A 15,682-nucleotide genomic window follows, 5' to 3' on the forward strand; every position below is an offset into this window, starting at 1 on the left:
ACGTATGGGAGAGGAGAATATTCCGCAGGGTCCAATGAGACCAGAGAATACACCGATCGCAGAATTAGGTGCGATGAATGCAATCAAAGAAATGGGGCAAACCACAGTCCCAGGTGGTGAGTCTGATGTTTTTTGCATGACGATTATTGGTCAGATTGAAGGACATCTCGTTCTACCACCGCACAACAAAACCACTAAATATGAGCATATCATCCCTCAATTAGTTGCCGCAGAGCAGAACAAATCCGTTAAGGGCCTGCTTATTATTTTAAATACGGTTGGCGGAGATGTAGAAGCTGGTCTGGCTATTGCCGAAATGATTGCATCTCTCACCAAACCAACCGTAACAGTAGTTATTGGTGGAGGCCACAGCATTGGCGTCCCAATAGCAGTTTCTTCGGATTACTCCATCATTGCAGAAAGTGCAACCATGACGATTCACCCTATTCGGATGAATGGTCTCGTTATTGGTGTCCCACAGACCTTTGAATACATGGAGAAGATGCAGGAAAGGGTCGTGAAATTTGTTACTCGCCACTCCCGCATTTCGGATGAGCAGTTCAAGGATCTGATGTTCAAGACAGGTGAACTTAACCGGGATATCGGTACAGCTGTTGGCGGTCTGGATGCTGTTCAATATGGCTTAATGGATGAAGTCGGCGGGATCGGCACAGCGTTAATCCGTCTAAACGGGATGATTGCCGCGTCAGCCGCGAAAATGGAAGCAAACACTTCATTAATGGCGGGGACAGCCACTACCGAACCATTAAATGGAGGTCTGACTCAATGACCCTTTATTCAGTAATGCCTATGGAACAGGTATGGGAAGGGGTGTGGAGTGGTTTCCCGCAACTACGGGAGGTTATAAAGGACGGTATGCTTATGCAGGTTGAACCGCTTGAAGATGGGAATGCCCGCATTATCCGTCTGCTGCACTGTCCTTTGAACTGTTATTTGGACCCATCATTGTCACCGGGGAGTATAATTACGATGTAGAAATTAATGTATAAATCAAGCCTGAAAAAAGCACAAGAAGTGACAAAAGAGAACATAGGTACGCCACCTCTATATATGGTATAATGGTATTCTTGGAGGTGGCTTGTGTGGCTAAACGTAAAAAGAAAAAGAAAAAAGCGCTGCTTGGCAGCTTTTTAAAATATGAAATCTACGGAATATTACTGATTACGATTTCAGTTATCGCATTGTCGGGTGAAGCGGCAGTCGGCCGCTCGCTTTCCAGTATGGCAGGTTATATGCTTGGCAGATTTTACTTTGTTCTGCCGTTAATTGGAATTATATACGGACTAATGGTGATGATTCACCGTAAATGGCCATCCACGTGGAACAGCCGTCACACTGGCGCGCTGATTCTTGTGCTGTCCTTGTGCTTGATGAGCACAATATCATCGATGGAGCAGAAACTTGGACCTATATCCATGCTACACCCGAACAACGTCCTTTCACAGATACATAACGATTTAAACGGAGCCCTGTCTCCTGGAACTAACAACAGTGAAGTTTATATGCTTGGCAAAGATATTAGCGGAGGGTATGTCGGTGGGCTGGAATATGCCACTTTGTTATGGCTGTTCGGCAATCTGGGAGCCAAGCTGCTGATGATCGTCATGATGGCCATCAGTTTTATGCTGATCACCAACCTATCCTATGTGGAGCTCTTTGCTTTACTGCGTGTTCGTACAGTTAAGCTGCTCGAAAGCATTCAGCAGCGGGGTGCTAACCGCCCACGCGCGGTGCCTGTAACGGAGACAAAGTCGAATCAAGGCAGGAAGAAACCGGATGTGCGCGATGAAGATGAAGAGGATATTGAGGAAAGTGAGCCTTCGCTGCCAAACCGTAAGCAACCTCTTTTCTTCAAGAAACTTACGAGCTGGCCTTTTGGAACATCCAGAAATTCGAATGACTCTGATTATTCTGACGAAGAAGATACTAAGAGTGAGCCTGACGTAGGGAAGGGACCGATCATTACTTTATCTGGACTTGCAACCGATTCTCGTCCGAGCAGAGACAGTTTGGGGAATGATTACGATCCTGAGGATGATCTGGAGCCAGTAACTCCGATAATTCGTGATTTCTTTGAGCATATTCGCTCGGAGGGATTAAGTGACCAAGATCGTGAGGAGTGGGGAGGGTTCTCGCCTGCGGCACGAAGTGGTTCCAGAACACCAGAGCATCCTGGGTTAACAGATATACCATCAGATGTTGACTTTGCGGAGGCTGGTATGGCTCAGCAGGTGGCTCAGACGGTTGATTCCGGAATGTCAGATGAGGATATAATGATCTCTCCTCCGCTGCCACCACCGCCTAAACCGTACAAGTTGCCGCCTTTCCGGCTGCTTACCAAACCGAATAATGGCGGTAAAGGTGGAGACCAAAGTGACTATATGCAGACTGCTCGGAAGCTGGAGGCGACACTGGAAAGCTTTGGAGTACGGGCTAAGGTGCTTGAGGTTGTCCGGGGACCGGCTGTAACCCGTTATGAAATCCAACCGGATATTGGTGTGAAGGTTAGCCGGATCGTAAATTTGACGGATGATATCGCTTTGGCGCTGGCGGCGAAGGATATTCGCATGGAAGCCCCAATTCCCGGTAAGTCGGCTATTGGTATTGAGGTGCCAAATCCTGAGGTTTCGATAGTAACCATGCGTGAAGTTATGGAAACACCAACCTTCCAGGATGCTGAATCGAAGCTGACCATAGCTTTTGGCAGAGACATCTCCGGACAGACGATTATAGGCAATCTGGCTAAAATGCCCCATTTGCTTGTCGCAGGGGCAACGGGTTCAGGTAAGTCGGTATGTATCAACGGCATTATTACCAGTATTCTGTATAAAGCAAAACCTAGTGAAGTGAAATTTCTAATGGTCGATCCCAAAATGGTCGAGCTAAATGTATATAATGGCATTCCCCATCTCCTGGCACCTGTAGTTACAGATCCTAAACGGGCGAGCCTCGCTCTTAAAAAGATCGTTGTAGAAATGGAAAAACGGTATGAATTGTTCTCCAAATCAGGCACTCGGAATGTGGAAGGTTATAACACGCTGATGAAGGATAACCCATCGGCCGTACTGCCTTATATCGTGGTCATCGTGGATGAGCTTGCCGATCTGATGATGGTTGCAGCAAATGATGTAGAGGACGCGATCTGCCGTTTGGCACAAATGGCGCGTGCAGCGGGAATCCATCTTATCATTGCAACACAGCGGCCTTCGGTAGATGTAATCACGGGGGTCATCAAAGCGAACATTCCATCCCGTATCGCTTTTGGCGTATCCTCACAGGTGGATTCGCGGACCATTCTTGATATGGCTGGGGCAGAGAAGCTTCTCGGCCGCGGTGACATGCTATTCATGCCGATGGGTTCTTCAAAGCCGATTCGTGTACAAGGTGCTTTTATGAGCGATCAGGAAGTGGAGACTATTGTTCATTATGTAAGCGGACAGGCTGAGGCTAATTATGATGAAACACTTGTACCTGAGGTAGATGATAATACTTCAGGTGATGAAGACCCGCAGGACGAGCTTTATGAACAGGCCGTGCAGATCATACTTGAAGCTAAGCAGGCCTCCGTTTCACTGCTGCAGAGACGGATGAGGGTAGGCTACACCCGGGCAGCCCGACTGATAGACTCCATGGAGGCCAGAGGTGTCATTGGTCCTTACGAGGGCAGCAAGCCGCGCGAAGTTCTTATCTCATTGGAGCAGTATCAGCATAATCGAATCAGTTCTTAATAAATAGATGTTTAGAGGAAGTCATTCTTAGCTGTTTGCGGCTGAAGAATGGCTTCTTTACTTTGTTGGTCTCTTTTGTGAATAGGATGTGCGGACAGTCGTCATACTAACTTTAGCCATCCATTCTGAACCTACAAGAGAAAGGTAGAGCGAACCCAATGAAGAATCAAAAGCTGTGGATATTTGCCATATTGACCCTAGTGCTTACTGTGGCACCGCTTGCCGCTTCAAGCTATGGGGGACATAACGTTATTTCGCATAAGGAGCAAGCGAGGATAAATGCCGGGATTCCGGCTGATATACCGGAAACCTCTTTCGGAGAACAAGCTATTCCAGCTTTCAGCACTGTACCGGTTAAATACGGGGCTTCCGGCCAGGATGTATACGAATTGCAGGGCCGACTCAAACACCTAGGATATTATGATGGGAAGATAAACAGTCAGTATGACTACAAGACCCTGGAATCGGTGAAATGGTTCCAGTGGAAATTTGGTATGAAGGCGGATGGCATCGTCGGACCCAAAACGAAGCTTAAGCTGTATAACGCTACCAAGAATTGGAGACCTACAGAGCCAAAGACAGGAGCGGCCAATAAAAAGGCTACTGCTTCCAGTTCACCGGTGAGCAAAAAAAACACAGCCGAACTTTCGTCATCTAACACCATGGGACTGTCGGAGAACGATTTGAAAATAATGGCCAATGCCGTTTACGGTGAATCCCGTGGTGAACCCTTTGAAGGTCAAGTTGCCGTTGCAGCCGTCATTCTGAACCGTGTGAAATCACCGAACTTTCCGAAGACGCCATCAGGAGTAATTTTTCAGCCGGGAGCATTCACTGCTGTAGCTGACGGTCAAATCTATCTGGAGCCTAACGAGCAGGCACGTAAAGCAGTCCAGCAGGCGCTGGGTGGATGGGATCCTACAGGCGGTTGCATCTATTATTTCAATCCCAAAACAGCGACTTCCAAATGGATCTGGTCCCGGCCGCAAGTTAAAACGATAGGCGAGCATATTTTCTGCATGTAAGATGCACTTAGATCATGAAGCAACCAGGATTGTTCTTGGTTGCTTCCTTACTTTGGAATGGTTAGAATGGATATTACTTATAATCGCGCCGTAAAGGGGTTTTGGACTTGAATAATAATGGTTTTCAGCATGGCAGTGCCGCAGGCATGCGTATTCACGTATTGCCGACAAAGGCATTCAAGACTTTCGCCATCTCACTTTATGCCGGCGTTCCGCTTGCAGAGGAGACGGTTACCTCCACTGCGCTGATCCCTTTTGTCCTTCGTAGAGGTACATCCGCGTATCCTGAAACAACCCAGTTCCGGGAACGGCTGGAAGAGCTGTACGGGGCCGGTTTTGGTTTTGATGTATATAAACGCGGTGATCACCAAATCGTCCAATTCCGGATGGACACAATTAACGATTCCTTTGTGAACAGCAGTGAAAGCCTACTCGCCGAATCCTTTGCATTTTTAGGGGAGGTTCTGACCCGTCCGGTTCTGGAGAATGGCGTGTTCCGTCATTCCTATGTAGGCACTGAGCGTGAAACAGTCCGCAAAAAGCTTGAAGCTATCGTGAATGATAAGATCCGGTATGCTGCTGAACGCTGTATTGAGGAGATGTGTGTAAATGAGCCTTATCGACTACATCCCTTGGGACAACGAAGCGATCTGGATCTGCTGACATCGGAGAAACTTTATCAGTCTTACAATGCATGGCTGGATAATGCCATTCTGGATCTGTATGTGGTTGGAGATACAACGCCCGAGGAAGTGGAAACCCTGGTAAAACGCCATTTTGAGCGCGACCAGCTGCAGGCGAAAGAATATACTTCACGGTTCACTCCCGTCACGGTATCTGAGGTTCGTACCGTTGAAGAGAAGCTGGACGTGAACCAAGGTAAGCTTAACATGGGTCTGCGTACTTCCATTACATACAAAGATGATGCTTATGCATCGGCCTTGATGTATAACGGAATTCTTGGCGGGTACCCTCATTCCAAGCTTTTTGTCAATGTACGAGAGAAAGCAAGCCTTGCTTATTACGCCTCCTCCCGGTATGACGGTCATAAAGGAATCGGAACGATACAATCAGGCATTGAGGTGCAGAATTACGGCAAAGCCGTTGAGATTATTAAAAACCAGCTGGAGGAACTGCGGGCTGGGCGAATCACTGATTTGGAGCTTAGCCAGACCAAAGCAATGATCCGCAATCTGTTATCCGAAATACAGGATTCTGCTTTTGAGATGATTTCATTTGATTTCAACCGTCAGATTTCCGGAAAAGACCGTTCAACGCAGGAACTTATGGATCAGGTGGAAGCTACCGGTGCAGAGGAAGTTAAGGCTGTAGCGGACACTTTTCAACTGGATACGATTTATTTCCTGACAGGGCAGAAGGAGGAGTAGCGGTGGAACAAATACATTACGAACGGCTTCAGGAAACGATATATCATGAGGTTATGGATAACGGTCTTCAGGTTTATGTCCTTCCGAAACCGGGTTTCCGTAAAACCTATGCCACTTTTGCCACAAAATACGGATCTGTCGATAATCACTTTCAGGTAGCGGGCGGCGACGAGATTAAGGTTCCTGACGGCATCGCTCACTTTTTGGAGCACAAAATGTTTGAGGAGCCGGAAGGCGACATCTTCGCCACGTTCGCTTCTAACGGAGCATCGGCGAATGCTTTTACCAGCTTTGATCAAACTGTGTATTTGTTCTCGGCAACTGAGAATATTGAGAAGAATCTGGAGACGCTTGTTGATTTCGTACAGCGTCCTTATTTCACTGATGAGAATGTCGAGAAGGAAAAAGGGATCATTGGTCAGGAAATTAACATGTACGCAGATAACCCTGACTGGCGAGTATATTTCGGGCTAATCGAAGCGATGTATTCCATCCATCCTGTTCATATTGATATTGCCGGAACAGTGGAATCCATTGGCACGATTACGAAGGAAACCCTCTATTCCTGTTACAATTCATTTTATCACCCCAGCAATATGTTGCTGTTCGTTGTGGGCGGCGTAGAACCGGAGAAGGTGATTTCGCTGGTCCGTGACAATCAGAGCGCCAAGTCCTATGGACCCCAAGGTGAAATTAAGCGGATTTTTGATGATGAACCAATTCAGGTAGGAGAGACCCGCCGTGAATGTAAGCTGGCCGTTTCCTTGCCTAAATGTCTATTTGGCTTTAAAGAGAAAGTGGAGAATCGAACGGATGAAGAGGCAGTGCGCTTTGATTTAACGACCAAATTAATGCTGGATCTTCTGTTCGGCAGCAGCACCTCGCTGTATCAGAAATTGTATGATGAAGGTTTGATTTCAGACAGTTTCGGACATGAATTTAACAGCTCTCCGCAATATGCATTTTCCGCTATTGGCGGTGATACCAAGGATCCGGATCTTCTGCTTCAAAGAATCCGTGAAGAGGTAGATGGTCTTTTGAAAACCGGATTCGCCGAAAGTGATTTCGAACGTGCCAGAAAGAAGAAGATCGGCGGATATCTCCGAATGCTGAACTCACCTGAAAATATCGCTCATGAGTTCACACGTTATCAGTTCCGGGGCGGTAATTTGTTCGAAGTTCTGCCGGTGTATGAATCCATAACGCTCGATGAAGTGAATGAACGTCTCCGCAGTCATGTGGACTGGCAACAACTGGCTGTTTCCTTAGTGGTGAGCCCCTAATGGCAGGAATGGGAGAGGGCGGCAAGCCGATCGGGGAGACAACAGTATTGATTACCGGGGGAAGCGGTGGCATTGGCGGAGCGATTGCCGAAAGGTTTGCTTCTGTCGGAATGAATGTTGTTATCCATTACATGAATTCGCATGAAGCTGCTAATGATGTAGCCAGACGCTGCATGGCACTTGGAGCCAAGGTGCTTACTATCGCCGCAGATGTCAGAGACCGCAGCCAGCTGCTGCGGATGGCGGACAGACTGCAGGCAAGTGGTATGATGCCGGATATTCTGGTTAACAATGCGGGAAAAGCGCATTATGGAATGCTGGCTGATGTGACGGACGAGGAATGGGACGATATTATGGCTGTCAATTTGAAGGGAACCTTCTTATGCAGCCAGATTTTCATGCCATATATGATATCTCAGCGGTATGGGAGAATCGTCAACGTATCATCCGTATGGGGCATTTCTGGCGCCTCCTGCGAGGTAGCCTATTCCGCTAGCAAAGGCGGGGTCAATGCTTTTACGAAGGCATTGGCCAAAGAGTTAGCGCCATCGGGGGTAACTGTTAATGCGGTTGCTCCCGGTGCTGTCAACACTCCTATGCTGTCCAACCTGCAAGAGGATGAAATGCGCATGCTGGAGGAGGAGATTCCAGCCGGGAGACTTGCATCTCCGGATGAGATATCCTCCCTGGTGTATTTTCTGGCACTTCCGGAATCCGGCTACATCACCGGTCAGATCATTAGTCCGAATGGCGGCTGGATTACCTAAAGCATTCATGGCGAAATGCCCCAGCATAACGTTGCCGGGTCTTGGACATATTATAACTGTTGCTTTTAAATCTCATGCAGACCTGAAGGAGGATTTAAGATGTCAACAGAGTCTTCGGTAATCAAAAACTTTGATACCTGGAAAAAATTTCTGGGTGACCGGGTTGTTCAAGCGGAAAAAATCGGAATGAGTGATGAAACCATCGCCAAACTGGCTTATGAAATCGGGGAATTCCTCGATCATAAGGTGGATCCGCAGAATGCTTCAAACCGGGCAATCAAAGAGCTGTGGGATGTCGGTAATGAATCAGAGAAGCACACAATTGCCACTCTGATGGTTAAGCTGGCAAAAACCAACGCATAGCCGTGGATAAGCTCCCTTTACGGGGGCTTTTCTGTGAATATCCGAACATCTGCGCCTTCAACTTGTTTATTCTTCAGGAATTATAGAGACTAACCTTGCCATTCAATTTTTTTTTATATATCATTAACATGACCCATGTAATCTAGTACATTTGTCGGATCTTGACATTTATCGAAGGTGTGGGAAAAAGGAAACAACGAGGTGCACAAGTGGAATATAAACAATGGTACATGGAATACAAGATACATAAGAATAGACCCGGCCTGCTTGGTGACATCGCCTCTATGCTGGGCATGCTCGAAGTCAACATATTGACGATCAACGGAGTGGAAGGTAAAACCCGTGGCATGCTGCTGGAAACCAACGATGATGAAAAAATTAAGCTGATGGGCGAAATGCTCAAAAAGGTTGATAATATTACGGTTACAGCGCTACGGACACCAAGACTGGTAGACAAGCTGGCCGTTCGACATGGCAGGTATATTGACCGGGATTCCGATGACCGTAAGACTTTCCGTTTTACCCGTGATGAGCTGGGGCTTCTGGTGGATTTTCTGGGAGAGCTGTTCAAGCGAGAGGGGAATCAGGTCATCGGACTTCGCGGAATGCCACGTGTCGGCAAGACGGAGTCCATTATCGCAGGTAGTGTATGCGCCATGAAACGCTGGACCTTTGTGTCCTCTACACTGCTCCGCCAGACCGTCCGCAGTCAACTTGCCGAAGATGAATTGAATCCTCATAATGTATTTATAATCGACGGAATCGTCAGCACAATCCGCTCGAATGAGAAGCACTACAGTCTACTGCAGAACATTATGTCCATGCCGAGCACGAAGGTGATCGAGCATCCGGATATTTTTGTGCGCGAATCCGAATACAGCTATGATGATTTTGATATTATTATCGAGCTGCGCAACAATCCGACTGAAGAAATCTTGTACGAAAGTTTTACAACCAGCTACAGTGATGATTTATAAAAATATCTGGGCAATTGCATAACTGTAAGTTAAATGTTCAGGAGGTGATGGTATGTCGGAACTGGGCCGGCATTTAAAGGAGGCTCGCCTGCAAAAGGGAATGAGCCTTGATGATGTCCAGGAAGTTACGAAGATTCGCAAGAAATATTTAGAAGCCATCGAAACGGGGGACTACAAAGTACTCCCAGGAAGTTTTTATGTGCGGGCATTTATCAAAACATATGCTGAAGCAGTCGGTGTGAACCCGGATGAATTGCTACAGGAACACGGAAGTGCAACCGTAGCTCCAAAAGAAGAATCAACAATGGAAAGTGTAATCCAGAAACGCAGCCGCAGGCCGGAGACCGAAAGAAATGCTAAATGGCTTCCTACGTTGCTGATGTGGGTTTTTCCAGTGCTGATACTGGTAGTTATCTATATGTACGCATCGGATTATGGCAAGTCGGATTCAAATAATACTCAGGTAGACTCGACGAAGGTAACGGATGCTCAGCAGAATCCGGACACGGCACCCGGGGCACCATCCCCATCTTCCCCGGCTGCGGGGGAGAATACCAGTCAACCCACATCAGAAGTGACACCTGAGCCATCTCCGTCTCCTACTGCGTTGGCCTTTACGCTCAGCGAGGGTCATAAATCGGGCAAAACGACGATTTTTGATGTGACAGCATCACCTGGTACTGTTGAAGTAACAATCAATGCAACGGGTGTAAGCTGGCTTGAGGTTTATAAAGGTGAAGACTCCAGCGGAGAGAAGCTCTCTTACGGGAACACGGCTGCCGGTGATAATAAGGTCTTCACATTGGGAACTGAAGGTATCTATATTAAATCAGGTAATTCGACCGCAACGACAATTATGGTTAACGGGCAGACTGTTACAGACGGTAAAACGACCTCGCGGATTCTTCTGAAGCTTAATGACGGCACGACCAGCAGCGATGAAACGACGGGTATGGAAGGCAATGATCCAACAGGTACAGGGGGTACTGAGGAGCAGCCAACAACAGAAGGCAGTATTACTAGTGAATAATAATCTCATTGGAGAATAGACTCTCATTTTTTGGATAACCTAAGAATGAATTACAGTTCTTACGCCAAAGTGAGGTGTGTGTATTTCAATGACTGTCAGTTGGATTGTTACGGTCCTAGGTATTATCGTCAGTCTCCTCGGCTATTATCTTACGCCGAGTGCCTGGGGATATGGAATTCTCGGCTTCGGTCTGGCACATATTGTGCTCGGGATTCTGGACATGTTCCGGAGCCCTGCCCGAAGCAGATAGCTTGTCTGACGTCTCCCTGATGATGAAGGTATCTCGGGGAGACGTGTTTTTGTGCCTTTTTATTTGAAAATAAAGGGGTTTCCTTTTTCTTCTTGCAGAATTAGACTTGCGGGCCTCTTTCTCATATAATAGGAAAAGAATAAATGTTGGAAAAGGACGTGGATTAATGAGTTCGGAAAGTTCATTCGATATCGTATCTAAGATGGATATGCAGGAGCTGACTAATGCGGTTCACCAGACCGAGAGGGAAATCGAGAACCGTTTTGATTTTAAAGGGAGCAAAAGCAGCCTGAAGCTGGAAAAGGACGCATTGATCATTGCTTCAGAAGATGAATATAAGCTGAACGCAGTCATTGACATTTTGCAGACCAAGATGGTGAAACGGGGCATTACGCTGAAGAACCTTGATTTCGGTAAAATCGAACCTGCTTCTCTGGGAACTGTACGCCAGCGGCTGGGTCTGAAGCAAGGAATCGATCAGGAGAATGCCAAGAAAATCAATATCCTGATCCGTGATTCCAAACTTAAAGTGAAAAGCCAAATCCAGGGCGATACCATTAGGGTGACCGGTAAAAGCCGTGATGATCTTCAGCAAATTATCCAGCTTTTGCGCAAGGCTGATTTACCGCTGGATTTGCAGTTTAACAATCTAAAGTAAGGTTCTTGTGCCCCGCAGTGCTGGTTGCAGCACTAACTATTGCGGGGTGCTTTCTGTTATGAATAACTTGTCAGGGAGGAACTTCTGTGAACTTGCCCAACCGAATTACACTAGCACGTATTTGTCTCATTCCTATTATGATGTTTTTTCTACTGGGGAATTTCAGCTTTTATCCGGAACCTATTCATTGGGGTTCGTTCCAGTTATCCGTTAACCATCTCGCTGCCGCGGTTATCTTTCTGCTTGCCGCAAGCACCGATGGAATAGACGGATATATCGCGCGTAAGTATAACATGGTCACTAACCTTGGCAAATTGCTTGATCCGCTTGCTGACAAGCTGCTTGTATCGGCTGTGCTGATTTCTCTTGTACAAATGGGCAGATGCGAGTCATGGATCGCAGTGGTCATTATCAGTCGTGAGTTCGCCGTAACCGGGCTGCGCCAGGTCGCTCTGCTCGAAGGTAAAGTGGTTGCAGCCAGCCAATGGGGTAAGATCAAGACGGTTATCCAGATTGTAGCCATATCGCTGCTGTTGCTGAACAATTTCCCGTTCGAATTTATTGATATTCCTCTGGATGAGATTGCGATCTGGGCGGCTGCAATTGTGACACTCTACTCGGGTGTGGATTACTTTGTCAAGAATAAGGATTTGCTTCAGCTTAACAATGCCTAATCATGGCTAAATATTCTCTAAAATCGGAGGCGCAGCTATGAAAGCGGAAATTATTGCGGTCGGTACAGAGCTGCTGCTCGGCCAAATCGTTAACAGTAACGCCCAATTTTTATCGGTGGAGCTTGCTGCTATGGGAATCGATGTGTATTTCCAGACGGTGGTTGGTGATAACCGTATGCGCCTACAGCAGGCCATTGAAATCGCGAAGAGCCGTGCAGATCTCATTTTGTTTACAGGCGGGATAGGTCCGACCGAAGATGATCTGACGAAAGAAGGCCTTGCTGCAACACTGGGAAGAAACTTACATATGGATACACTGGCCATGGATCATGTCCAACGTTTTTTTGACGAACGCGGTATGTTCATGACCGAAAATAACCGCAAGCAGGCTCTTATTATTGATGGGACTACTCCTCTGCCGAATGAAACCGGACTGGCTGTGGGTCTTGCGCTTGCGCATGAGGATAAATATTATATCGTGCTTCCCGGACCTCCGCGGGAAATGAAGCCGATGTTTATAGACAAAGCGAAGCCTTGGCTTTTGCAGCATGCACTGACAGGTGAAATGCCCCTGTACTCCAAAATGCTTAAATTCGCCGGAATTGGCGAATCGCTATTGGAGGATAAGCTGATCGATCTTATCCGTAATCAGACAGACCCTACGATCGCGCCTTATGCCAAAGAAGGAGAAGTCACCGTACGGATCTCCACCAAGGCTGCTACGGAGCATGAAGCCATGGAAAGGCTCAGCATTCTGGAAGAAGAAATTCGGAGCATTCTTCCTGAGCATATGTATGCCAGCGTGGATGTTCCTCTGGAGAAGCTGATTGTTGACTGGATGACTGACGCCGGATTGACGCTGAGCTGCGCGGAGAGCTGTACCGGAGGGCTCCTGATGGAGACGATAACGAGTATCCCGGGCAGCTCGAGTATGTTCCACGGTGGAGTTGTCTGTTACTCCAATGAGATGAAAAAGAAGCTACTTCATGTGCCATCAGCCATGCTGGAAGGAAATGACGCTCCGGGAGCTGTTAGCCGCGAGGTGGCAGAGGTACTTGCGGAACAGGTCCGGATGATGGCTGACGCAGATTTCGGATTATCGGTTACCGGGGTAGCTGGTCCAGGCTATTCCGAACGCAAACCGGCGGGACTTGTCTTTATCGGGATCGCCGAACGGGGCCAGCCGACGGAGGTGTTCGAGCTTCATTTACAGGGAACGCGTGAGAACATCCGGCTGCGCTCTGTCAAAGCATTGCTGTATCGCCTCTGGCGTAGACTGGAGCAGCGTCGGATGAATTCGCTGTCTAACGGTTAAGATTTGCAATGAATTGCTAAAGTGAATATAATAGTTTTATGCGGAAGAACCGTGGCATTGAGATTTCATTGCCGCGGTTCTTCTTTTTTTAATGGGAACGTATGATCTGAATATTTAGTTGTATCTGTGGGGAGAGGAGGTTTACAATAAAAGGGATAGCAGAAGTGTATGGCAAAAAAAACGAATGTATGTTCGAAAAAAAGCTTGGCAAGACCTCCAAAACACGGTATTATAATAAATATAAACAGTGAAGGAAGTGATCTGATTGTCAGATCGTCGTGCAGCGCTGGAGATGGCGCTTCGTCAAATAGAGAAACAATATGGTAAAGGCTCAATCATGAAGCTGGGAGAATCCTCTCATATGCAGGTGGAAGTTGTACCGAGCGGAGCTTTGGCATTGGATATAGCGCTAGGTATAGGCGGGTTCCCTAAGGGACGGATTATTGAAGTATACGGACCGGAATCTTCCGGTAAAACAACGGTTGCTTTGCACGCTATCGCTGAGGTACAGAAAGCCGGAGGACAAGCTGCTTTTATCGATGCGGAGCATGCTCTGGATCCTAAATATGCTAAGGCTCTTGGTGTTAATATTGATGAACTCCTTCTTTCGCAGCCGGATACCGGTGAGCAGGCGCTTGAAATTGCCGAAGCTCTGGTCCGCAGCGGAGCGGTAGATATCATTGTTGTTGACTCTGTAGCAGCATTGGTTCCTAAAGCAGAGATTGAAGGTGACATGGGAGACTCTCACGTCGGCCTACAGGCCCGTCTGATGTCCCAGGCTCTTCGGAAGCTCTCAGGAGCGATTAATAAATCGAATACAATCGCAATTTTCATTAACCAACTTCGTGAGAAGATCGGTGTGATGTTCGGTAATCCGGAGACAACGCCGGGTGGACGCGCGCTGAAATTCTATTCTTCTGTACGGCTGGATGTTCGCCGTGTTGAAAGTATCAAGATGGGTAATGATGTGGTTGGTAACCGCACCAAGATTAAAGTAGTGAAGAATAAAGTGGCTCCTCCGTTCAAACAAGCGGATGTAGATATTATGTACGGTGAAGGAATTTCCAAAGAAGGCAGTCTTGTTGATATCGGTACAGAAATGGATATCGTGAACAAGAGCGGAGCTTGGTACTCTTACGAAGGTGAGCGTTTGGGTCAAGGACGCGAGAATGCGAAGCAGTTCCTGAAAGAGCATCCGGAAATTTCGTTAGTGATCGAGAATAAGATCCGTGAAGCAAGCAATCTAAGCACTCTGGTGGCTGCGCCAAGCGCATCGGAGCTTGAAGCTGAGAAAGCGGAAGAAGAAGCACTTTTAGAAATCGAATAATTACAAATGTCTGGACGCCCTGTGCATGATCATGTCAGGGCGTCTTTCATTCAATATAGAGCTTTTAATATGGTAAGGCTTGCAGCGAGGTGATGCACTGAGATGGTTATACAACTGGATTCAGAATTTGGAGAAGATAAGCAGGAAGAAGACATTCTTGCCGGATTTCCTGAACATGAGCCGCTGGAGATCACCAGAGTAGAGCGGCAGAAGAAACGGGATCACAGATACACTATTCATTTCGGTCCGCATATAATGACCGTTCATGAAGATGTAATGATTAAATATATGATGACCACAGGAAGCCGATTTATGAAGTCTGATCTGGAGTCCATTGTGCTTGCGGACGAACGCCAGCGGGCATATGTCGAAGGGCTGCGGTATCTGGGACTTAAACCCAGAACGGTACTGGAAATGAAACGCCGTTTACGGCAGAAGGAAATCGGGGAGACTATTATAGAAGAAACCCTTCAGCGGCTGCAGCAGGAGAAGTATATCGACGATCCGGCCTATGCGATGCAGTGGGCGGAGCAGAGAATTACCAATCAACGCAAGGGGAAGATGTGGATCCGCCAGGAGCTGCGTGAGAAGGGGATCGACAAATCATTAATCACTGAAGCGCTTGAACAGATCAGTCCTGATCAGGAGAAAGAGAGTGCACTGCATCTGGCCCGCAAGAAATGGCAACTGATCCGGGGCGAGGTTCCGGACAAAAGAAGAAAGACAGGTGCCTATCTGATGCGGCGCGGATATTCAGGTGAAATGGTGCGTCAGGTACTGCAAATTTTGCTTCAGGAGGAGAATTTTCAAGGGTGATGAGGAAGAATTGTACGACCCGGATTGATTCTCTTGACTTTAGGCTTCATATCGACTCTC

The 15,682-nt window shown here is 47.3% G+C and carries 16 protein-coding genes; all 16 read left to right on the plus strand.

Features of this window, described 5'->3' with window-relative positions; all coding sequences use genetic code 11:
* Window positions 1-34: 34 nt before the first annotated feature.
* The 16 genes from ACAN55_RS00410 (at window position 35) to ACAN55_RS00485 (ending at window position 15,622) form a co-directional block, all read left to right on the plus strand.
* Window positions 35-790 (plus strand): ClpP family protease, encoded by a 756-nt coding sequence (locus tag ACAN55_RS00410; protein ID WP_379127521.1) that lies wholly within the window; start codon window positions 35-37, stop codon window positions 788-790.
* Window positions 787-996, plus strand: coding sequence for a YlzJ-like family protein (locus tag ACAN55_RS00415; protein ID WP_379126649.1), 210 nt, complete (start codon window positions 787-789; stop codon window positions 994-996). Before ACAN55_RS00410 ends, ACAN55_RS00415 begins: the two co-directional genes overlap by 4 nt.
* A gap of 107 nt (window positions 997-1,103) precedes the next feature.
* A complete protein-coding gene (locus tag ACAN55_RS00420; RefSeq protein ID WP_379126651.1) occupies window positions 1,104-3,749 on the plus strand; it encodes an FtsK/SpoIIIE family DNA translocase in 2,646 nt (881 codons plus the stop codon).
* Between the two features lie 158 nt (window positions 3,750-3,907).
* On the plus strand, window positions 3,908-4,774 hold the full coding sequence (gene sleB, locus ACAN55_RS00425) for a spore cortex-lytic enzyme (protein WP_379126653.1): 867 nt from the start codon (window positions 3,908-3,910) through the stop codon (window positions 4,772-4,774).
* Between the two features lie 107 nt (window positions 4,775-4,881).
* Complete coding sequence (gene yfmF, locus ACAN55_RS00430; RefSeq protein ID WP_379126655.1) at window positions 4,882-6,162, plus strand: EF-P 5-aminopentanol modification-associated protein YfmF; 1,281 nt, start codon at window positions 4,882-4,884, stop codon at window positions 6,160-6,162.
* Window positions 6,163-6,164: 2 nt separating this feature from the next.
* Window positions 6,165-7,445: an EF-P 5-aminopentanol modification-associated protein YfmH gene (yfmH, locus tag ACAN55_RS00435; RefSeq protein WP_379126657.1), complete on the plus strand. Its 1,281-nt coding sequence runs from the start codon at window positions 6,165-6,167 to the stop codon at window positions 7,443-7,445.
* Window positions 7,445-8,212, plus strand: coding sequence for an elongation factor P 5-aminopentanone reductase (gene ymfI, locus ACAN55_RS00440; protein WP_379126659.1), 768 nt, complete (start codon window positions 7,445-7,447; stop codon window positions 8,210-8,212). The genes yfmH and ymfI overlap by 1 nt, the downstream gene beginning before the upstream one ends.
* Before the next feature lie 99 nt (window positions 8,213-8,311).
* Window positions 8,312-8,575 (plus strand): DUF3243 domain-containing protein, encoded by a 264-nt coding sequence (locus ACAN55_RS00445; RefSeq protein WP_379126661.1) that lies wholly within the window; start codon window positions 8,312-8,314, stop codon window positions 8,573-8,575.
* A gap of 209 nt (window positions 8,576-8,784) precedes the next feature.
* Entirely contained in the window at window positions 8,785-9,552 is a 768-nt protein-coding gene (locus tag ACAN55_RS00450; protein ID WP_379126664.1) for a DUF3388 domain-containing protein, read from the plus strand.
* Window positions 9,553-9,604: 52 nt separating this feature from the next.
* Window positions 9,605-10,582, plus strand: coding sequence for a helix-turn-helix domain-containing protein (locus tag ACAN55_RS00455; protein WP_379126666.1), 978 nt, complete (start codon window positions 9,605-9,607; stop codon window positions 10,580-10,582).
* Window positions 10,583-10,670: 88 nt separating this feature from the next.
* Window positions 10,671-10,832 carry a hypothetical protein gene (locus ACAN55_RS00460; protein ID WP_379126668.1) on the plus strand — a complete coding sequence of 54 codons (162 nt, stop codon included), beginning with the start codon at window positions 10,671-10,673 and terminating at the stop codon, window positions 10,830-10,832.
* A 166-nt stretch (window positions 10,833-10,998) separates the two neighbouring features.
* The gene (locus tag ACAN55_RS00465) at window positions 10,999-11,490 is read left to right on the plus strand and encodes a YajQ family cyclic di-GMP-binding protein (RefSeq protein WP_379126670.1); all 492 of its coding nucleotides are present in this window, start codon (window positions 10,999-11,001) and stop codon (window positions 11,488-11,490) included.
* A gap of 86 nt (window positions 11,491-11,576) precedes the next feature.
* The gene (pgsA, locus tag ACAN55_RS00470; RefSeq protein ID WP_379126672.1) at window positions 11,577-12,164 is read left to right on the plus strand and encodes a CDP-diacylglycerol--glycerol-3-phosphate 3-phosphatidyltransferase; all 588 of its coding nucleotides are present in this window, start codon (window positions 11,577-11,579) and stop codon (window positions 12,162-12,164) included.
* A 37-nt stretch (window positions 12,165-12,201) separates the two neighbouring features.
* Window positions 12,202-13,479: a competence/damage-inducible protein A gene (locus ACAN55_RS00475; RefSeq protein ID WP_379126674.1), complete on the plus strand. Its 1,278-nt coding sequence runs from the start codon at window positions 12,202-12,204 to the stop codon at window positions 13,477-13,479.
* Between the two features lie 265 nt (window positions 13,480-13,744).
* Complete coding sequence (recA, locus tag ACAN55_RS00480; RefSeq protein ID WP_379126676.1) at window positions 13,745-14,806, plus strand: recombinase RecA; 1,062 nt, start codon at window positions 13,745-13,747, stop codon at window positions 14,804-14,806.
* Window positions 14,807-14,914: 108 nt separating this feature from the next.
* Window positions 14,915-15,622, plus strand: a complete 708-nt coding sequence (locus ACAN55_RS00485) for a regulatory protein RecX (protein ID WP_379127524.1) — start codon at window positions 14,915-14,917, stop codon at window positions 15,620-15,622.
* The last annotated feature ends 60 nt before the right edge of the window (window positions 15,623-15,682 follow it).

It is taken from the genome of Paenibacillus oryziterrae, assembly GCF_042610485.1.
Lineage (GTDB): Bacteria > Bacillota > Bacilli > Paenibacillales > Paenibacillaceae > Paenibacillus_AQ.